The organism is Stenotrophomonas sp. (assembly GCF_035634915.1).
Taxonomy (GTDB): Bacteria; Pseudomonadota; Gammaproteobacteria; order Xanthomonadales; family Xanthomonadaceae; genus Stenotrophomonas.
Genome location: NZ_DASQCB010000013.1, coordinates 84,409 through 102,930, shown reverse-complemented (window position 1 = coordinate 102,930; position 18,522 = coordinate 84,409). Strand labels below are relative to the sequence as shown.

Sequence of the window (18,522 nt, the reverse complement as noted above, 5' to 3'; positions counted from 1 at the left end):
ATGCGCTGGGAAGTCGTCGCGTGGGGCGCGCTGGCCTTGCTGCTGTTTGCCGCTGAGGCGCTGGCGCCGGGCGCGTTCATGCTGTGGATCGGCATCGGTGCCGCTGCGGTGTTCGTGCTGGTTGCGGTGTTCGCCGATATTCCGCTGCTGTGGCAGGTGGTCGCGTTCGTGGTGCTGAGCGTGCTGTCGATCCAGTGCTACCGGCGCTGGGGCAGGCCGCATGCGCGGGCCAGCGACCAGCCGCTGCTGAACCGCCGCGCCGAGCAGCTGGTCGGCCGGGTGGTGGCGTTGCCGCAGGCGATCATCGACGGGCAGGGCAGGGTCAGCATCGATGATGCGTCGTGGCAGGTGAGCGGGCCGGATCTGCCGGCGGGCGCGCGGGTGAGGGTGGTGGCGGTGCAGGGCAGCGTGCTGCTGGTCGAGTCTGCCGCGTAGGGTTTCCAGCCAACGGCGCAGCCCCTCGTGGGGTGGTCGCGGGTGATTCATGTGTTTGGGTCGGGCGGGTTGGGTTCGCGGGGGACGCCGTGAATCCATCCCTGGAGGCTTGGCCGCCGCATCCATGCGGCGGACACCCCCGCGAACCCAACCCGCCCGACCCCCGACAGTTTCGTGCGCGTCCAGCCCACGGAAAAGAAAAAAGAGCAGAAGCAGAAGCCGGTCGCTGCGCTCGCGGGGTCGGATCCCTTTCCGCAGGAAAGGGCTCCGACCCCTCTCTATATATGTATCGACATCCACATCTGCTCTTGCTCTTGCTCCTGCTCTGCTCTGGCACTTGCCATCCGTCACCGGGAAATCCAGAAGGGCGGGGCGGTGTGGGTTGGCAGGACCGTTGGCGCCATGGATGGCGCCATCGAGCCCCCATGGACGGGTTTACGGCGTGTCCTGCCAGCCCACACCGCCCCGCCCAACCCGAAATAGCCCAGAGCCTGAGTGCTCTGGCTCTGCGCTCTGGCTTGTAGAAAGCGGCGCCGGCCGCAGGCCGGCCAAAACCCCCCGCTGCGCTGCGGCACGCCTGCCGCCGACCGATCTGGGATAATGCGCGCTCTTGTTTATCCTGCTGCCGGACCGGTCATGACCCAGAAGACGCTGCTCAACGATACCCACCGCGCCCTCGGCGCCAAGATGGTCGATTTCGGGGGTTGGGACATGCCCATCCACTACGGCTCGCAGCTGGACGAACACCATCTGGTGCGTCGCGAAGCCGGCGTCTTCGACGTCAGCCACATGACCGTGGTCGACCTGCGCGGCGAGCAGGTCAAGCCGTTCCTGCGCCGCCTGCTGGCCAACTCCGTGGACAAGCTGAAGGTGCCGGGCAAGGCGCTGTACTCGTGCATGCTGAATCCGCGCGGTGGCGTCATCGACGACCTGATCGTCTACTACCTGGCCGATGACTTCTTCCGCATGGTCGTCAACGCCTCCACCCGCGAGAAGGACCTGGCCTGGCTGCGCGAACAGGCGGCACCGTTCGGCGTCAGCGTCGAGCAGCGCCCGGACCTGGCCATCCTCGCCGTGCAGGGTCCGCAGGCACGCGACATCGTCGTCGGCCTGGTTGGCGGCGCCGACCGCGACGCGCTGGCCAAGCTCGGTCGTTTCGCCGCCCTGCAGGTCAAGGCGGATGACGGCGTCGAACTGTTCGTCGCCCGCACCGGCTACACCGGCGAAGACGGCTTTGAAATCCTGCTGCCGCAGGAGGCCGTGGTCGCCTTCTGGAACCGCCTGCTGGCGGCGGGCGTGAAGCCGGCGGGCCTCGGTGCGCGCGACACCCTGCGCCTGGAAGCCGGCATGAACCTGTATGGCCAGGACATGGACGAAGCGATCAGCCCCTACGAAGCAGCGCTGGCCTGGACCGTGTCGCTGGACGAAGGCCGCGAGTTCATCGGCCGCGACGTGCTGGAGGCGCAGAAGGCCGCCGGCAACGCACGGCAGATGATCGGCCTGGTGATGGACGAGAAGGGCGTGCTGCGCCACGGCCAGGCGGTGACCACCGCCGGTGGTCAGGGCGAGATCCTGTCGGGCACCTTCTCGCCGACCCTGGCCAAGGGCATCGCCTTCGCCCGCGTGCCGGCTGGCGAACTCGGCCAGGTCACCGTCGATATCCGCGGCCGGCAGGTGCCGGTGCGCGTGGTCAAGTTCCCGTTCGTCCGCGAAGGCCAGGCCCAGCCCGGCGTGCTGGCCGACGCCTGATACGAACGTGCCGGTCGTCACTGACAGCAGTGGCGGCCGGTTGGTTACACTAGCCCCGATTTTTCCACCCCATGCAAAACCTGGAGCAGTTCCCATGAGCGAGATCCCCGGCGACCTCAAGTTCCTCAAGTCCCACGAGTGGGCCCGCGTCGAAGGCAACGGCCGTGTCACCGTCGGCATTTCCGACCATGCCCAGGGCCTGCTGGGTGACCTGGTCTACGTCGAGCTGCCCGAAGTCGGTGCCGATGCCAAGGCCGGCGAGCAGATTGCCGTTGTCGAGTCGGTCAAGGCCGCCTCGGACGTCTACAGCCCGATCAGCGGCAAGGTCGTCGAGGTCAACTCGGCGCTGTCGGACAAGCCGGAAACCATCAACGAAGATGCCTACGGCGAAGGCTGGATGTTCGTGGTCGAAGTGAGCAACAGCGACGAACTCAACGAGCTGCTGGATCCGGACGCTTACGCCGAAGCCCTGGAAAACGACGACCACTGAGTCCTCGCTTTCGGGTTCCAGAGCGGCCACCTTCGGGTGGCCGTTTTCGTTCCGGCGCGCGTAACCGACTCATGCCATCGGGTTTGCAGCGCACCTGCGTCGTGGCATCAGGTGGCACCGGGCGGCGCGATCAGGCGTGCGCAGTTTTGCGCAAATCCGCGTTTCCACCCCGCGATGGCGCGTTCGGATGTGAAAACTTTTACCCCCCGTTGCAGACCCGTTGTGGTGCGACGGACGCGGACGTTGATGCATGTCGAACGACGACGTGCGCGACGCGGCATCAGATGTCGTCAATCAACGCAGAGTGCTTATTTCAAGCGCTTTTCATTCAGTGCATGCGCTCAGGCGTTGATGCACACGGTGTTGCGGGTGTGCGGTGCGGGGCCAGGTGGACGTCGTGCGGCGGCACTGCCGGAGGCGCTCGGCGGGCGGCGGATGTGAAATTTTTTCGCGGGGGTTGTTGACAGTAAAAAAAACCGTGATTAGGTTTCGCCTCAGCAGACCTTGCCTGCCAAACCGAGTGCGCAGAATCAATCGTCCGATGCGAAGCAGCCCCTTCAAGACCACCGCGATCCTGATGACGGTGGACAGGGCCCCGCTTCCCCCGGAGAAATGCAAGGCATCTCCCGTTCCGATGCCCGCTCCGCCGATCGAGGCGGGCATTGCCGCATCCGTAACGGCGCGCCTGACGCGCCGGCGGTCCCCGCACGCAGCACCCGCGGGTTTGATCCACCTGGGCGTTTCAACTCCCTATCACTGACGAGGAGCCATCCCATGGCAACCAAGAAAGCTGCGAAGAAAAAGCCCGCCGCCAAGAAAGCGGTGAAGAAGGTCGCTAAGAAGGCCGCTGCCAAGAAGGCAGTGAAGAAGGTCGCGAAGAAGGCGACCGCCAAGAAGGCCGTGAAGAAGGTCGCCAAGAAGACCACTGCGAAGAAGGCAGTGAAGAAGGCGGCGAAGAAGGTAGCCAAGAAGCCGGCGAAGAAGACCGCGAAGAAGGCCGTCAAGAAGGTAGCCAAGAAGGTCGCCAAGAAGACCACTGCGAAGAAGGCAGTGAAGAAGGCGGCGAAGAAGGTTGCCAAGAAGCCGGCAAAGAAGACCGCGAAGAAGGCCGTAAAGAAGGTCGCCAAGAAGGCAGTGAAGAAGACTGCCAGGAAGGCCACTGCGAAGAAGGCCACCAAGAAGGCTGCCCCGAAGAAGGCTGCCAAGAAGGTTGCCAAGCGCAAGCCGGCCGCCCGCAAGAAGAAGGCCGCTCCGGTCGCTCTGCCGGCAACCCCGGCGCCGCTGATCTAAGTACTTCCCGATAGCCGTACCCTGAAACCCCCTTCCCTGGCTGCCCAGCGGGGAGGGGGTTTTTTTATGGGCGACGGTGGACCGGACTGTAGAGTCGAGCTTGCTCGACTGCTTCACCGCCCCTGTAGAGTCGAGCTTGCTCGACTGATTTTCCGGCAGTCGAGCAAGCTCGACTCTACAGGCGCGGCACCGGCGGGAACCGCTCCACCAGGAAATCCAGGAAGCTGCGCAGGCGGGTGGAACGGTAGCGATCGTGCGCGTACACCACGTGCATCGGCCGACCGGCCTGGCCGTGCTGCGGGAAAAGCTGCACCAGCCGCCCGGCGGCCACGTCCGCGGCCAGCAGCAGGGTCGACTGCAGCACGATGCCCAGCCCATGCAGCGCCGCCGCACGCAGCGCCTCGCCGTTGTTGATCTGCAGGCGCGCAGCGGCGATACGCTCGAGGCCGCCAGCCTCGTCCTGCAGCCACTGCGCCAGCGCGCGGGGTTCGAACGACAGGCACTGGTGCGACGCCAGTTCGGCGAGCGTACGCGGTGTGCCGTGGCGGGCGAGGTAAGCCGGCGCGGCACACATCATCAGGCGGTAGGGTGTCAGTGGGCGTGCCACCAGCGCATCGCTGTCGGCCAGGCTGCCGATGCGCAGCGCGGCTTCGAAGCCTTCCTCGGCCAGGTCGACCACGCGGTCGCTCAGGCTCGCCTCCACCCGCACCTGCGGATGGCGCTGCATGTACTCGGCCAGGGCCGGCACCAGCGCGTGCGTGCCGAAGATCATCGGTGCGCTGATGCGCAGCGTGCCGGCCGGCGCCATCTGCTGGTGGGCGGCCTGCGCATCGGTCTCTTCCACCAGCCGCAGGATGTCCCGGCAGCGGGCGTAGTAGTCCTCGCCGAACGGCGTCATGTGCTGGCGGCGCGTGGTGCGGCTCAGCAGCTGCATGCCCAGGCGTGCTTCCAGTGCACGCAGGTGCTTGCCGGCCATCGTCGCCGAGATGTCCATCGCCGCAGCCGCAGCGCTGAGGCTGCCCTTGTCCACGATCAGCACGTAGACCTGCATGCTCTCGAGCAGGTTCATCTGACACTCCGGGTTTTGAATGCTGAAACCTGCGCGGAGTTTATCAATCAGGGGTGATCAAAGAGCATGCGCTGCAAGGGCCGGATGTGCCGGCCACGCATGACGGAGAACACCATGGATCTGAGTCTTGAAGGACGTACCGCACTGGTGACCGGCGCGGGCAGCGGCATTGGCGCGGCGGTTGCGCGGCAGCTGGCGACGCTCGGCGTACGCATCGCGATCAGCGCGCGAAGATTGCAGCCGCTGCAGTCGCTGGCGGCGGAGATCGCAGCCAGCGGTGCAGCCGCGCCGCTGATCCTGCCGGCTGACCTCACCGACGCTGCGCAGCTGGCGCGCATCGCCGCCGGGGCGCAGGACGCGCTGCAGCGCGTGGACATCCTGGTCAATGCCGCGGGTGGCTCGCGGCCGACGTCTGTCGACGCCGCCGATGACGTATGGGAGGAAGCGATGGCGCTGAACTTCTCCGCCGCGCGTCGGCTGACCCAGGCGCTGTTGCCCGGCATGCAGGCGCAGGGCTGGGGTCGGGTGATCAACTTCAGCGGCTCGATGGAGCCGCGTGCGGTGAATGCCGCCACGGCGGGGAAGGCCGCGCTGCACCTGTGGAGCAAGGGCCTGTCATCGGAGGTGGCGGCGCAGGGCGTGACGGTCAACACGATCGCGCCGGGGCGGATCAACAGCGCGCAGATCCTCGACCGCCTGCATCCCACCGAGGAAAGCCGACGCGCCTTCATCGACCGCAACATTCCGATCGGGCGCTTCGGCGAACCGGCGGAGGTCGCGCCGCTGGTGGCGTTCCTGGCGTCGCCGCTGGCGGGCTACATCACCGGCGCGGTGATCCCGGTGGACGGCGGCATGCACTACTTCGCGCACTGACCGTGCGTCTGCTTCACCGCTCTTGTGGAGTCGAGCCATGCTCGACTGCTTCACGGGTAGTGGAGCATGGCTCGACTCTACAAGGCGCAACCGCGCTCAGCGCGGCGAGGCCACCGCGCGGTTGCCCGAGGCACCCTTGCCCTTGCGCTTGTCCTGCTGTGCTGGCGTTGCGCCTTCGGCCATCAGGCTGTCGCTGCCGAAATCGGTATCCACGTCCAGCCAGCGCTGCGCCGGCAGGCCCAGCGCGGAATCGAGCACGGTCGGCAGCAGGCCGCTGGGCAGGCCGCTTTCGCCGTTCCAGAGGATGGCGATGCCCAGATCACGTTCGGGCACCAGTGCGACCAGGCCGCGGTAGCCCTGCACCGCACCGGCATGGAAGACCACGTCGTGGCCGGCGTAATCGAACGTGCGCCAGCCCAGCGCATAACCGGCCGAGTGCAGGCGCTCGCGGCGCCAGCCCGAACGCATCTCGCCCGGGGTGTTGATCAGGCTCGAATGCAGGGTGGCCAGCAGCGGTGCCGGCAGCACGTCGGGGCGGTGGCCGGTGTGGGCCAGCAGCCACTGCGCCATGTCGCTGGCGCTGGCGTTGACGCCGGCGGCCGGGGCGACGCGGTAGTAGGTCGGCTTCGGCGTCAGCGACACCCAGCCGTTGCGGCTGCGCACGTGCGGACGCGCCCAGCGCGAGCTGGCCTGGATGCCGGCCAGGCCGAGGCTGGCATCGTTCATGCCCAGCGGCTTGAAGATGCGGCGCTCGACCGATTGTTCGTAGAAGCTGCCCGAGGCGGCGTAGACCACATCGCCGATCAGGCTGAAGGCCACGTTCTGGTAAGCGTAGCAGTCGCCTGGCAGGCACTTGAGGCTGGTGTTGGCCAGCTTCTGGGTCAGCGAGTAGTACTCGGCATTGCCTTCGATGTCGCGGTCGTAGGCGTTGTAGGGCAGGCCGACGCGGTGGCTGAGCACATCGGCCACGGTGAGGCGGTCAGTGGCCTCGGGCGAGTTGAGGCGGAAGCCTGGCACGTAGTCGGTCACCTTGCTGTCCCAGCGCAGCGTACCGTCGTTGACCAGCAGCCCAGCCATCGTGCCGGCGAAGGCCTTGGACAGCGAGGCCAGCCGGAACACGGTGTGTGCATCGACCGGCTGCGGATTGTTGACGTCGGTGACGCCGTAGCCGCGAGCGCTGAGGACGCGGCCGCCCTGCACGATGGCCACGGCCATGCCTGGCACGCGCTCGCCGTAGGTGAGCTGCTGCGCCATCGATTCGATATGGGCGACGTTGAAGCCGGCGGCAGGCAGCTGTACCTGCGGCACCAGACCGGTGCGGTAGGCCGCCGGCTGGGTATGGGCGACCGCCGGGCCTGCGGCAGCTTCGATGTTGGTCGGCATCGGCGGCAGGGCCGGCGGTGTCTGCGCGGTGGTGGACAAGGCAACGGGCATCAACAGGCCCAGCAAACCGGTGGCCGCCGTCCGGACCGGACGACGCAGGTTGTTTTTCTTCATCGGTGAGACCCGTGCGCGACAGCTGTCTGTGATTCTAGCGCCGCTTTTCGCCTATGCACAAACAAAGCGAAGATGAATGCGCATCTGATTGAAAAAGTTGGATTTTTGACGCTCGGCGACGGGGTCTGGACGCGCCCGCAGATGGCCTCCGCATGAGCCCGCCTGCGGGCATCGCGCACGGCGTGCTGGCGATGTTGCAGTGCATTGTCTAACGTACGCGCTTCACCGCCCCCGGAGCCCGTCATGCCGCCATCCAACTGCCGCGTCCCGGCCGGGGCCACCGCGTGAGCGCGGCCACGGGCAAAGGGCCGCTGCGCGGGCTGGTTGCTGCGCTGCGCGAATCGCCGGCGCTGTGGTGGTCGTTCCTGTACTTCTTCTGCCTGCTCAGCGGCTATTACGTGCTGCGCCCGGTGCGCGAGGCGATGGCCGCTTCGTCCGATCTGGAGACGGTGTTCCCGCCGCTGCTGATCGGCTGGTTCGCCAGCCATGGCATCGCCCTGAAGGACTTCGTCCTGCAGTTCCTGTTCACCTGTGTGTTCCTGATCATGCTGGTGCTGCAGCCGGTCTACGGCTGGCTGGTCAGCCGCTTCCCGCGGCGGGTGTTCCTGCCGGTGGTGTATGGCTTCTTCATCGTCACCCTGCTGGGCTTCTACGCGCTGTTCGACAGCGGCGTGCCGGGGCGGGGCATGGCCTTCTTCCTGTGGGTGATGGTCTTCAACCTGTTCGCGGTGGCGGTGTTCTGGAGCTTCATGGCCGATGTCTTCAGCAACGTGCAGGCACGCGCGTACTACGGCTACATCGGCGCGGCCGGCACCGTCGGTGCGTTCCTGGGGCCGATCATCACCAGCGCGCTGGTGCAGCGCGTGGGCATCGCCAACCTGATGCTGGTCTCGGCCGGCTTCCTGGTGGTGTGCCTGTTCTGCATCTGGCGGCTGCGGCACTGGGCGGTGCTGCGCGAGCGCGAGCAGCAGCTGGTGTCCGGTGAAAAGCCGATGGGCGGCAGCGTGCTCGACGGCCTGAAGCTGATCGTGCGCGAGCCGCTGCTGCGCTGGCTGGCGATCCTGGTGGTGTTCGGCGTGGGCGTGGGCACGCTGCTGTACAACCAGCAGGCCAGCATCGTGCGAGCCGCCTTCAGCGATCCGGCCGCCAGCACCGCGTTCTTCTCGCGCATCGATCTGGCGGTGAACGCGCTGACCCTGCTGCTGCAGCTCAGCCTGACCCGCTGGCTGCTGTCGCGCCACGGCATCGCGCCGGCGCTGCTGATTCCCGCCTTCGCCATCCTGCTCGGCTTCTCGGTACTGGCCGCGTCGCCGCTGCCGATGATGGTGGCGGTGGTGCAGGTGCTGACCCGGGCCAGCGAGTTTTCGCTGTTCAAGCCGGCCCGCGAGACCATCTATACCCGCGTGGACCGCCAGTGGCGCTACAAGGCCGGCGCGGCCATCGACACCGTGGTCTACCGCGGCGCCGACCTGAGCTTCACCTGGGTGCACAAGGCGCTGTCCCTGTTCGGCTCGCATGTAGTGTTCGCAGGCGGCATGCTGGTGGCCGCGTGCATGACGGCGGCGGCGTTCGGCGTGCTGCGCGAAGAGAAGAAGCTGCCGCGCGACCGCTGAGTCGCGCGGGGTCGGGGCCCTCTCCCATGGAGAGGGCGCCGACCCCATCAACCCGTCAACCTGACCAAGGAAACTCTGCATGTACTGGATCGCACTCGCCCTGACCCTGCTGGTCGCACTGCTGCACGTCTACTTCCTGGTGCTGGAGATGTTCCTGTGGACCCGCCCGCTGGGCCTGAAGACGTTCCGCAATACGCCGGAGAAGGCCGAGATCACCCGCGTGCTGGCGGCCAACCAGGGCCTGTACAACGGCTTCCTGGCCGCCGGCCTGTTCTGGGGCCTGTTCGACCACCTGCCGATGCTGGTGAACTTCTCGCTGGGCTGCGTGATCGTGGCCGGCTGCTACGGTGCGTGGAGCGTGAACAAGCGGATCTTCTTCATCCAGGCGGTGCCAGCGCTGCTGGCGGCGGTGGCCTGGTGGTTCGTGCCGGCCTGATTGCCTGATGGCGCTGCGCGCATCCACCCATGGGGTGGCTCTACTGCGGTAGTAGTGCCACGCCATGCGTGGCTCCGCAACCTGCAAACAAAAACGGCGGGCCGAGGCCCGCCGTTTTCATGTCCGCGTATCCCAGGCGATCACGCGGCCTGCGAATGCGGGTCCTTGTGCTGGCGGTCGTAGTAGCTGGCTGCGCGCAGTTCGTGGGTGTCGAAGTCGTCCACGGTGATGGTGTCCAGGGTCAGCGTGCGCAGTTCTTCCAGCAGGCTGCGTTCGTCCTGGGTGATCACACCTTCGGCCACGGCCTCGTCCAGCTGCGCCTTGAAGTCCAGCGCCTCGATGCCCTTGCTCTTCAGCGCCTTCAGGAACTTGCGCTCCACCGGCTCGGCCATGATCGCCTTGCTCAGGTAGCTGTTGATGCGGCCACCCGGGTTGTTCTCGCACGGGGTCAGGAAGACGCCACTGGCCAGGCGGTCGCGGGCTTCGTTCGGGGCCATCAGCAGGGCGGCCACGCGGCGGCTCAGGCGGTCGCCCGGGGCTTCGGCACGACGGCCCAGCGGGAAGATCAGTGCCCACATCAGCCAGCCGATCGGACGGATCGGGAAGTTGCGCAGGGCCGCCGACAGCGACTCTTCGATCTTGTGCACGCTGTCATGGAAGGCCCAGGCCAGCAGCGGCTGGTCGGCCTGCGGTGCGCCTTCGTCGTGGTAGCGCTTGAGCATGGCGCTGGTCATGTAGACATGGCTCAGCACGTCGCCCAGGCGGCCGGACAGCGATTCCTTGAACTTCAGCTTGCCGCCGAGGGTCATCATCGAGATGTCGGCCATCAGCGCCAGGTTGGCCGAGTAGCGGTCCAGCTTGCGGAAGTAACGGCGGGTGTAGGCGTCGCCCGGGGCGGCACCGAAGCGCGCGCCGGTCAGGCCGAACCAGAACGAACGCACGGCATTGGAGATGCCGTAGCGGATGTGGCCGAACAGGCTGCGGTCGAAGTCCTGCAGGCCGGCACGGGTGTCCGGATCCTGCGCGGCCTTCATTTCCTTCAGCACCCACGGGTGGCAGAGGATCGCACCCTGGCCGAAGATCAGCAGGCTGCGGGTCATGATGTTGGCGCCTTCCACGGTGATCGCGATCGGCGCGGCCTGCCAGCTGCGGCCGGCGAAGTTGCGCGGCCCGAGGATGATGCCCTTGCCGCCGATGACGTCCATCATGTCCGAGATCACTTCACGGCTCATGCTGGTGCAGTGGTACTTGGCGATGGCCGAGGGCACCGACGGCACGTCGCCACGGTCGACCGCAGCCGCAGTGGCCTGCGACAGCGCGCTGATCTTGTAGGCCTTGCCGCCGATGCGGGCCAGCGCTTCTTCCACGCCCTCGAAGCGGCCGACCGACAGGCCGAACTGCTTGCGGATGCGCGCGTAGGCACCGGTGACGGCTGCGCCGGCCTTGGCACCGCCACTGGCGGTGGAGGGCAGGGTGATCGAGCGGCCCACGGCCAGGCACTCGTTGAGCATGTTCCAGCCCTTGCCGGCCATTGCCGCGCCACCGATCAGCTGGGTCAGCGGGATGAACACATCCTTGCCCTTGATCGGACCGTTCTGGAAGGTCGAGTTCAGCGGGAAGTGGCGACGGCCGATTTCCACGCCGGCGGTGTCGCGCGGCAGCAGGCCCAGAGTGATGCCGATGTCGCGGGTCTCACCGATCAGGCCATCGGGGTCGTACATGCGGAAGGCCAGGCCGATCAGCGAGGCGACCGGGGCCAGGGTGATGTAGCGCTTGTCGAAGGTCAGCTTGACGCCGAGCACCTGCTCGCCGTTCCACTCGCCCTTGCAGACGATGCCGTAGTCAGGGATGGAGGTGGCGTCCGAACCGGCGAACGGACCGGTCAGGCCGAAGCAGGGCACTTCGCGGCCATCGGCCAGGCGCGGCAGGTACTGGTCCTTCTGTTCCTGGGTGCCGTAATGCACCAGCAGTTCACCCGGGCCCAGCGAGTTCGGCACGCCCACGGTGGAGCTGACCACCGAGGACACCGAGGCCAGCTTCTGGATGACCTTGTGGTGGGCCAGCGCGGAGAAGCCCAGGCCGCCGTACTCCTTCGGAATGATCATGCCGAAGAACTTGTTCTTCTTGATGAAGGCCCACAGTTCCGGCGGCAGGTCGGCATGGACGTGGGTGATTTCCCAGTCGTTGACCATGCTGCACAGTTCTTCGACCGGGCCATCCAGGAAGGCCTGCTCTTCAGCGGTCAGCTGCGGTTTGGGGTAGTTCAGCAGGATGTTCCAGTCCGGGTCGCCGGTGAACAGCTCGCCTTCGAAACCGACCGAGCCGGTTTCCAGGGCAATGCGCTCGGTCTGCGACAGCGGCGGCAGCACCTTGCGGAACACCTTCATCATCGGGCCGGTCAGCAGCGGCTTGCGGATGAACGGCAGCAGCAGCGGCACGGCGATCACCGCCAGCACGGCGGCAGCGACGATCGTGGCGGTCTGGTTGACGTAGGGCACGAACCAGCAGACGGCCAGCAGGGCCAGGCTGATCAGCGTCCAGGTCAGAAGGCGCATGCGGTGGTAGGCGACGAACGCGCCTGCCAGCAGCAGGGCGAGGAAGGGAAGAACGATGCTCATGAGCGTGCTCCGGTGACGTGCTCGTTTATGGCGGACGAAGCTGCAGCATCCGCTGCGGGCAACACGTCCAGATAGTCCAACACAGTAGCGGTAAAGGCGTCGTTGTCATCACCGGCGACCATGTGCGTGGCCTGCGGTAACTGTACGTGGCGCGCGTGCGGCGCCAATGCCAGGAATTCGGCCACGGTCTGCGGCGTGACCAGGTCGCTGCGGCCCCCGCTGACCAGCAGCAGCGGGCACTTCACCTGGCGCGCGGCCTCGGCCAGCGCGTCCTGGTGCTGTTCGCTGTCGCGGGCCAGCTCGGCCACCAGGCGTGGATCCCAGTGCCAGCGCCAACGGCCGTGGCCGTCCTCGCGCAGCAGCGCCCGCAGCGACTGTTCGGATTTGCGCGGGCGGTGCGGCAGGTAGGCGGAGATCACGTCGGCGGCCTGGGCCAGCGAGGCGAAGCCATCGGGATGGGCGGTCATGAAGGCGAGGATGCGCTCCACACCAGCGGTATCCCAGCGCGGGGTGATGTCCACCAGCACCATCGCCGAGAACAGGCCCGGCCAGCGCGATTCGGCGAGCAGGCCGAACAGGCCGCCCATCGAGGCTGCCACCAGCACCGGTGGCCGCGGCTGCTCGCCGGCCAGCACGATCAGGTCGTCGGCAAACTGTTCACCGTGGTAGGGCAGGTCGGCGGCGTTCCAGTCCGAATCGCCGTGGCCGCGCGCATCGTAGGCCAGCGTCTGCAGGCCGGCGGCGGACAGCGCCCGCGCGGTGGCATTCCACGCATGCCGGGTCTGGCCGAAGCCATGGGCGAACAGCACGCGGCCGCGGCGACCGTGATCGCTGGCCGTCGCCGCCAAGCGGGCGCCATGGGCTGCCTCCAGATGCAGGTCGCGGAACGCAGCGGGAGTAGGGGACGTAACCATACTCGTTAGTATGGAGTGCCGGTGAAGGAAGTCAATACCATGCAGTATGGTGCGCTGCAGAAGGCCTCATCGCCCGCCCCGCGACGGTTTCGACCGCAACGGCGTACTGCAACGAACCCCGCCGTATGGTTAAATCACTCCATGAATCAACCTGACGCTTCTGCCGGCGAACCGCGTGCCGGCCGCAACAGCCGCCTCAGTGCCGAAGACTGGGCACAGGCGGCCCTCGATCTGATCGCTGAACAAGGTGTGGGCGCCGTCGCGGTGGAGCCGCTGGCACGCCGCCTTGGGGTGACCAAGGGCAGCTTCTACTGGCATTTCCCCTCCCGCGACGCGCTGCTGCAGGCGGCCCTGGAGCGCTGGGAACTGTTCGAGCAGGAGCAGGTCTTCGGCAGCCTGGAAGACGTACCCGATCCGCGCGCGCGGCTGCGCCAGCTGTTCCAGATGGTGGCGCACGAAGTGCAGCCGCACATCATCTACAGCGAGCTGCTGAAGGCGCTGGACCACCCCATGGTGCGGCCGGTGATCGACCGGGTCTCGCAGCGGCGCCTGGACTACCTGGTGGCTTCGTTCCGCCAGGCCGGGCTGAGTTCGACCGATGCGCGCCATCGTGCACGTTTGGCTTACGCGGCCTACGTCGGCTTCCTGCAGCTGTCGCTGCAGCTGCAGCAGCCCAAGCAGGCGCGTGAGGATTTCGAGGCCTACGTCGAGCACCTGATCGAGACGTTGATTCCGAACGGTTGATCGATGCCGCCGGGCATGCAGGAAGCCGCAGGGTGCTGCGGCTTTTTTGATGGGTGATTTCCCCAGCGTGCGGGGGGAAAAGACCCAAAAAAAAGCCCGCCGGTGAGGCGGGCCATGCGCTGCCGCAGACGCAGGTCTGCGGGCGGCCGGGTATCAATTGACCTTCTTCGGAACCTGCTGCATGCGGGTGACGTCATCCTGTGCAGTGTTCTTCTGCCGGCGGCGTTCGGCCACGGTCAGGCAGTTGTTCTGCGGGAAGTTGGAACCGATGGTCTTCTCGCGCTTGCAGATCAGGCGGCTGTCGGCCGCAGCCTGGGTCAGGATGTTGTTGATCAGGCTCTGGTCGTTGAAGATCTCCACCCGGGTCGGCTCCGGCAGGCGGTCGATGCTGCTGGCGCCCTCCAGATGACGCTGGATGCGGTTCATCGCCTCAGCCACCTTGCTCTTGTTGTCGGGGCTGATCTCGCTGTACTTGTCGCCGTTGAGGTCGGCAAGCACGGTCTGGCGCTGCTGCTCGAAGGGCTTCTTCACATCGACCGCCGAGCCGATCTGCGCAGATGCGGTGAACTGGAACGCGCAGGCCAGGAGCACGCCGGTCAAGATCCGTTTGCGGGTGTTGCTCATCATCCTCTCCTCCTTGGTGGAAAACGAGATGGCCCGGCGAACCGGGCCATCTCCCAACTTACAGGCTCAGACAGCAGCCGTCATCAGAAGCGCTGGGTGTACTGCATGTACATGTAGCGGCCCGGGATGTCGTACTGCGGGTCGAACGAGTTGGCGAACGCGTCCAGGGTCACCGGCGGATCCTTGGCGAACACGTTGTTGGCGCCGATGCGGACGGTGCCATTCCACGGCAGGTTGTAGGACAGCTGCAGGTCGTGGTAGGCAACCGACTCGATGTGGCCCTCGCTGACGTCTTCGGTCAGGCCCGAGCGGTAACGGATCATCCAGCTTGCGCTGAAGTCGCCGTAGGTCCAGTCGGTGGTCAGGTTGCCACGGACGCGCCAGTACGGGTCGGACTCGAAGTACTTGCCGTTCAGAGCTTCCCAGGCATCAGACTTCGAATCGCGGCTGCGGTTCTTGCTGACGTAGGACGAATCCAGGGTGAAGGCGAAGGTACCGACCTTGGTTTCCGGCAGGCGGTACTTGACGGTCAGGTCGTAGCCTTCGATTTCCTGGTAGCCGGCGTTGATCGGGCCAATGAAGACATTGGTGACCAGGCCGTCGGCATTACGCGTGACCAGGTCGCAGTAGCTGGCGACGTTGTCGACGTAGCAGCGGTCCAGAATCGTGTTGGCAGCGAAGCTGCTGATACGGTTTTCCAGATCGATCGACCACCAGTCCAGCGAGATGTTCAGACCTTCAGCCCACGACGGGCTGTACACCAGGCCCAGCGTCTTGCTGGTCGAGGTTTCCGGCTGCAGCGCGGTGTTGCCACCCAGGGTGAACGGGTAGATGGTCTGGCCACCGGTCGCGCCGGAACCGCTGTTGTACTCGGCCTGGAAGCCGACCGGCACGCCACGGTTGTAGCAGTTGGCCAGCACGCCGGCATCGCCTGCGAAGCGGCCATCGGACGAGCAGGGATCGGAGTACTGGGCGAAGGTGTCGGTGTTGCCGCGGTACAGATTGGTGATCGACGGAGCGCGGAAGCCCTCGGCCCAGTTACCACGGACCAGCAGCTGGTCGAACGGCTTCCACTTGAAGCCGAACTTGCTGTTGGTGGTGTTGCCGAAGTTGCTGTAATCCGAGTAGCGGGTGGCCACGCTCAGTTCCAGCAGCTGGGCGCCCGGCAGATCCTTCAGCACCGGAACCAGCAGTTCGATGTAGGCGTCGTCCAGCGAGTAGGCACCGGAGGTCGGCGCAAACGCGTTGCCCGAGGTCAGGCCATTGGCAATGAAGGCGTCCGGCGAGGAGTAGCCGCTTTCCTTGCGGTGCTCAAAACCAGCCGCGAAGCTCAGCCAGCCGCCCGGCAGTTCGAACAGCTCACCGGACAGGTTGGCGGTGACGCTTTCGTTGCGGTACTGGTAGGTGTTGTGGGCGGTGAACAGGATGTAGTCCAGCATCTCCTGGGTCACGCCACCGGCCGGCGACAGCGGATTGAACGGCACGCAGCCGTCGATCACCGAACCGCCGGGGGCGTCAACGCAGACGACCTGGCCGTTGCGGACTTCCGACGGGCCCAGCGACGATTCGAGGGTCAGCAGGTTGGCGTCGCCGACCTGGGTCTCCACTTCGTTCGTCTTGTTGAAGGCGTAGCCCGCATCCCAGTTGAACTGGCGACCGGCGAACTCGAAGATGCCGTCCAGGCCCAGGTAGACGTGGCTGGTCTTGCTGTTCTGGTCGTACAGACGCGGTGCTTCGGTCAGGCGGTGGGTCCAGCTGACGTCACGACCGTCGCCGCCGTACAGGGTGTTGTACGGGTTGTAGTAGCTGTCGCCGCTCAGGCTCAGGCCGGTGTTGATGGTGCTGAGCGGGAAGCCGGCCAGCTGCTGTGCCGAGCGACGCTCGTTGTACAGCGCATCCATCTTGAAGGTGACGTTGTCGGTCAGGTTGTACGAACCCTGCGCGAACAGCGCACTCCGCTTCTGCGGGGTCGCCAGGTAGTTGTCCTTGGCGTAGTTGTAGTTGAAGTCGGAGGTATAGGGGACGTACTGGTCCAGCGCGTAGTACGGGTCGCTGGCCAGGCCGCTGCCGACCGCGCCCGGACGCAGGGCCAGGTTGCCACCGGCGGAGGCGGCACGGTTGATCTTGCCGTTGGCCGAGTAGCTGCTGTAGTAGGCCGAACCCAGGCCGAAGTACGGCTCACGCGAGATCGCGCGGTCGCCGGCCATGACCTGGTCTTCTTCGACGCGGGACAGGCTGATGACCAGGTTGCCGCGGTCGCTGCTGGCGCCGACGGTGGCGTCGAACGCGGTGCGCTGGCCGTCACCCTTGTCGTACTGGCCGATGTAGGCATTGGCCTCGGCACCGTCGAAATCGCTGCGGGTGATCAGGTTGACCACGCCGGCGATGGCGTCGGAACCGTACACCGAGGACGCGCCGTCCTTCAGCACTTCGATGCGTTCCACGATGGCGGCCGGGATGGTGTTCAGGTCCACCGAGCCGGACATGTTGGAGACCCAGCGGCGGCCATTGACCAGCACCAGGGTGCGCTCGGAGCCGAGGTTGCGCAGGCTGATCGTCGAGGAGCCGTCACCACCGTTGTTGAAGTTGGTGTTGAGGCCGGCGCCGTTGGCCGAAATGCGCTGCAGGACGTCGGCGACCGAGGTCAGGCCCTGCTTCTCGATGGCCTGGCGGTCCATCACGAACACCGGCTGCGAGGTTTCCACGTCAACCGAACGGATGCGCGAACCGGTGACCTGGATGCGATCCAGGTTGGTCGCGCCGGTGGTTTCGGCTTCCTGTGCCTGGGCGGTCGCCACCGATGCACCGGCGACCAGCGCGATGACAACCGCATCGCGCAGCTTGTTGGACTTGAAATTCATTGGCTCTCTCTCTCTCCAAGGAAAACTTGGCTGGGTGATTGGCCTGCGAGCGGATCGAAAAAGTCGTTCCAAAAAACGCGAGGCTGAATCGATAGTAACGGCGGCTCCTCAAAAATTAAAGCTACGTTAACTTTCGCCCAAGCAGACCGTTGCGCCTTCACCGAATCCTTTCGATTCAATGATTTGTGGCACATGACTGAGACTTGGCAGAGATCTTCGTATCGTTTTGTCAGCAAAAAAGTTTCTGTTGATACATGTCGTTACATGTCGGCATGTATCAACTTGACCCCGTTTTGCCGCTATGGATACATGGAGAAACAGGAAGGGCGCCCCTTGGGCGCCCTCTGATGCATCCGGCAATGACCTACGGCACTGGGCCGGTTACAGGTCCTGCTCGTAGCGCACGTACGGCACGGTGCCGTCGTCATTGCTTTCATTGCGGGGCGAGAACGGATTCTTGCCGCGGCTGATCACGTTTTCCGCGCCAACGGTCAACTGCCCTGACCACGGGGTACGCCAGGTCAGGCCGATGCCCAGGCCTTCCCACTTGCCGGGTTTGCCGGGGACGTCGACCACGCGGCCGATGATGCTGCCGGTGAAGTTGCCGTAGCCGGCGCCCAGGCTCAGGCTCTTGCTGTCCCAGCGGTCGACCAGCGCCGGCGATGCATCGGCAATCGGTACCAGGCGCGCCTTGGCATAGGTGCCGGCAATGGAAACGAAGCCTTCGCGGCCGATGTTGCGCTGGGCGAACACGGTCAGGTCGTTCTGCTCGGCGCGCAGGGACGGGGTCTTGTTGGGCGAGGCGAGCCAGGCGGGCAGGGTTTCACGGCCGCTGCCGGCGGTGATGCCCAGGCGGTTGCTGCCACGGTTGAGCGCGGCGGTGCCGGTCAGGCGACGGTTCGCGGAGCCGATGGCGTCATCATCATCGCCCAGGCTGGCCAGCATGCAATGGCTGGCCAACCCACTGATGCTGCTGCCGCTGCTGTTGTTGCAGAGCAGGCCCAGCGAGTCGCCCGAGGACAGACCGAACGCGGCATCCAGTGAGTTGCGGCCGAAGTGCCAGCGGGCACCGGCGGCCTGTTCACCGGTCGGTTCCAGGTACAGCAGGGCCTCGACCTTGCCGCTGCCCTTGTTCCAGACCGGCAGCACGGTGCGGGTGTCCTTGCTCTGCGCATGCGCGCCCGTGACCGCGCCAAGGGCGATCAGCAGAGCCAGCGGTAGACGCAGGAAGGTACGCATCGGACCAGTTCAGACAGGGACGGGCAACGGAAGTTCCCGCTGGGGCGGGAACTCGATCCTAGGGTGTTTA

At 66.0% G+C, this 18,522-nt stretch carries 16 protein-coding genes; 8 read left to right on the top strand and 8 right to left on the bottom strand.

Features of this window, described 5'->3' with window-relative positions; genetic code table 11:
- The 3 genes from VER16_RS10805 to gcvH all read left to right on the top strand — a co-directional run bounded on the left by VER16_RS10805 (position 1) and on the right by gcvH (position 2,674).
- Entirely contained in the window at positions 1–435 is a 435-nt protein-coding gene (locus VER16_RS10805; RefSeq protein ID WP_324807989.1) for an NfeD family protein, read from the top strand.
- A 636-nt stretch (positions 436–1,071) separates the two neighbouring features.
- Entirely contained in the window at positions 1,072–2,184 is a 1,113-nt protein-coding gene (gene gcvT, locus VER16_RS10800; protein ID WP_324807987.1) for a glycine cleavage system aminomethyltransferase GcvT, read from the top strand.
- Positions 2,185–2,278: 94 nt separating this feature from the next.
- Complete coding sequence (gene gcvH, locus VER16_RS10795) at positions 2,279–2,674, top strand: glycine cleavage system protein GcvH (RefSeq protein ID WP_324807985.1); 396 nt, start codon at positions 2,279–2,281, stop codon at positions 2,672–2,674.
- A gap of 324 nt (positions 2,675–2,998) precedes the next feature.
- Here the strand turns inward: gcvH and VER16_RS10790 are convergent, their stop codons facing one another.
- The gene (locus tag VER16_RS10790) at positions 2,999–3,337 is read right to left on the bottom strand and encodes a hypothetical protein (protein WP_324807983.1); all 339 of its coding nucleotides are present in this window, start codon (positions 3,335–3,337) and stop codon (positions 2,999–3,001) included.
- Positions 3,338–3,448: 111 nt separating this feature from the next.
- Between VER16_RS10790 and VER16_RS10785 the strand changes: the two genes are divergently transcribed.
- Entirely contained in the window at positions 3,449–3,964 is a 516-nt protein-coding gene (locus VER16_RS10785) for a hypothetical protein (protein WP_324807981.1), read from the top strand.
- Positions 3,965–4,139: 175 nt separating this feature from the next.
- On the opposite strand, the gene VER16_RS10780 is transcribed toward VER16_RS10785, so the two are convergent.
- A complete protein-coding gene (locus tag VER16_RS10780) occupies positions 4,140–5,033 on the bottom strand; it encodes a LysR substrate-binding domain-containing protein (RefSeq protein WP_324807978.1) in 894 nt (297 codons plus the stop codon).
- A gap of 114 nt (positions 5,034–5,147) precedes the next feature.
- On the opposite strand from VER16_RS10780, the gene VER16_RS10775 reads away from it, so the two are divergent.
- The gene (locus tag VER16_RS10775) at positions 5,148–5,906 is read left to right on the top strand and encodes an SDR family NAD(P)-dependent oxidoreductase (protein ID WP_324807976.1); all 759 of its coding nucleotides are present in this window, start codon (positions 5,148–5,150) and stop codon (positions 5,904–5,906) included.
- A gap of 96 nt (positions 5,907–6,002) precedes the next feature.
- Here VER16_RS10775 and VER16_RS10770 read toward each other — a convergent pair whose 3' ends face one another.
- Complete coding sequence (locus VER16_RS10770) at positions 6,003–7,403, bottom strand: serine hydrolase domain-containing protein (RefSeq protein WP_324807974.1); 1,401 nt, start codon at positions 7,401–7,403, stop codon at positions 6,003–6,005.
- A gap of 284 nt (positions 7,404–7,687) precedes the next feature.
- Here VER16_RS10770 and VER16_RS10765 point away from each other — a divergent pair, with 284 nt between their 5' ends.
- Positions 7,688–9,016 (top strand): NTP/NDP exchange transporter, encoded by a 1,329-nt coding sequence (locus VER16_RS10765; protein WP_324807972.1) that lies wholly within the window; start codon positions 7,688–7,690, stop codon positions 9,014–9,016.
- Positions 9,017–9,095: 79 nt separating this feature from the next.
- A complete protein-coding gene (locus VER16_RS10760; RefSeq protein WP_079222835.1) occupies positions 9,096–9,452 on the top strand; it encodes a DUF1304 domain-containing protein in 357 nt (118 codons plus the stop codon).
- Between the two features lie 140 nt (positions 9,453–9,592).
- Here VER16_RS10760 and VER16_RS10755 read toward each other — a convergent pair whose 3' ends face one another.
- Both VER16_RS10755 and VER16_RS10750 read right to left on the bottom strand, forming a co-directional pair.
- On the bottom strand, positions 9,593–12,070 hold the full coding sequence (locus VER16_RS10755) for an acyl-CoA dehydrogenase (RefSeq protein ID WP_324807970.1): 2,478 nt from the start codon (positions 12,068–12,070) through the stop codon (positions 9,593–9,595).
- Entirely contained in the window at positions 12,067–12,984 is a 918-nt protein-coding gene (locus VER16_RS10750; RefSeq protein WP_324807968.1) for an alpha/beta hydrolase, read from the bottom strand. Before VER16_RS10750 ends, VER16_RS10755 begins: the two co-directional genes overlap by 4 nt.
- A 141-nt stretch (positions 12,985–13,125) precedes the next feature.
- Here VER16_RS10750 and VER16_RS10745 point away from each other — a divergent pair, with 141 nt between their 5' ends.
- Positions 13,126–13,728: a TetR/AcrR family transcriptional regulator gene (locus VER16_RS10745; protein WP_079222832.1), complete on the top strand. Its 603-nt coding sequence runs from the start codon at positions 13,126–13,128 to the stop codon at positions 13,726–13,728.
- 153 nt (positions 13,729–13,881) lie between these two features.
- Here the strand turns inward: VER16_RS10745 and VER16_RS10740 are convergent, their stop codons facing one another.
- From VER16_RS10740 to VER16_RS10730, 3 genes are all read right to left on the bottom strand, one after another.
- Positions 13,882–14,352: a hypothetical protein gene (locus tag VER16_RS10740; protein WP_324807964.1), complete on the bottom strand. Its 471-nt coding sequence runs from the start codon at positions 14,350–14,352 to the stop codon at positions 13,882–13,884.
- 83 nt (positions 14,353–14,435) lie between these two features.
- On the bottom strand, positions 14,436–17,213 hold the full coding sequence (locus VER16_RS10735) for a TonB-dependent receptor (RefSeq protein ID WP_324807963.1): 2,778 nt from the start codon (positions 17,211–17,213) through the stop codon (positions 14,436–14,438).
- A gap of 381 nt (positions 17,214–17,594) precedes the next feature.
- The gene (locus VER16_RS10730) at positions 17,595–18,452 is read right to left on the bottom strand and encodes a hypothetical protein (RefSeq protein ID WP_324807962.1); all 858 of its coding nucleotides are present in this window, start codon (positions 18,450–18,452) and stop codon (positions 17,595–17,597) included.
- Positions 18,453–18,522: the final 70 nt, after the last annotated feature.

Excerpts from the sequence above, each read along its gene's own strand:
- VER16_RS10805 (WP_324807989.1), top strand. The coding sequence starts at position 1 with ATGCGCTGGGAAGTCGTCGCGTGGGGCGCGCTGGCCTTGCTGCTGTTT.
- gcvT (WP_324807987.1), top strand. The coding sequence starts at position 1,072 with ATGACCCAGAAGACGCTGCTCAACGATACCCACCGCGCCCTCGGCGCC.
- gcvH (WP_324807985.1), top strand. The coding sequence starts at position 2,279 with ATGAGCGAGATCCCCGGCGACCTCAAGTTCCTCAAGTCCCACGAGTGG.
- VER16_RS10790 (WP_324807983.1), bottom strand. The coding sequence starts at position 3,337 with ATGCCCGCCTCGATCGGCGGAGCGGGCATCGGAACGGGAGATGCCTTG.
- VER16_RS10785 (WP_324807981.1), top strand. The coding sequence starts at position 3,449 with ATGGCAACCAAGAAAGCTGCGAAGAAAAAGCCCGCCGCCAAGAAAGCG.
- VER16_RS10780 (WP_324807978.1), bottom strand. The coding sequence starts at position 5,033 with ATGAACCTGCTCGAGAGCATGCAGGTCTACGTGCTGATCGTGGACAAG.
- VER16_RS10775 (WP_324807976.1), top strand. The coding sequence starts at position 5,148 with ATGGATCTGAGTCTTGAAGGACGTACCGCACTGGTGACCGGCGCGGGC.
- VER16_RS10770 (WP_324807974.1), bottom strand. The coding sequence starts at position 7,403 with ATGAAGAAAAACAACCTGCGTCGTCCGGTCCGGACGGCGGCCACCGGT.
- VER16_RS10760 (WP_079222835.1), top strand. The coding sequence starts at position 9,096 with ATGTACTGGATCGCACTCGCCCTGACCCTGCTGGTCGCACTGCTGCAC.
- VER16_RS10755 (WP_324807970.1), bottom strand. The coding sequence starts at position 12,070 with ATGAGCATCGTTCTTCCCTTCCTCGCCCTGCTGCTGGCAGGCGCGTTC.
- VER16_RS10750 (WP_324807968.1), bottom strand. The coding sequence starts at position 12,984 with ATGGTTACGTCCCCTACTCCCGCTGCGTTCCGCGACCTGCATCTGGAG.
- VER16_RS10745 (WP_079222832.1), top strand. The coding sequence starts at position 13,126 with ATGAATCAACCTGACGCTTCTGCCGGCGAACCGCGTGCCGGCCGCAAC.
- VER16_RS10740 (WP_324807964.1), bottom strand. The coding sequence starts at position 14,352 with ATGAGCAACACCCGCAAACGGATCTTGACCGGCGTGCTCCTGGCCTGC.
- VER16_RS10735 (WP_324807963.1), bottom strand. The coding sequence starts at position 17,213 with ATGAATTTCAAGTCCAACAAGCTGCGCGATGCGGTTGTCATCGCGCTG.
- VER16_RS10730 (WP_324807962.1), bottom strand. The coding sequence starts at position 18,452 with ATGCGTACCTTCCTGCGTCTACCGCTGGCTCTGCTGATCGCCCTTGGC.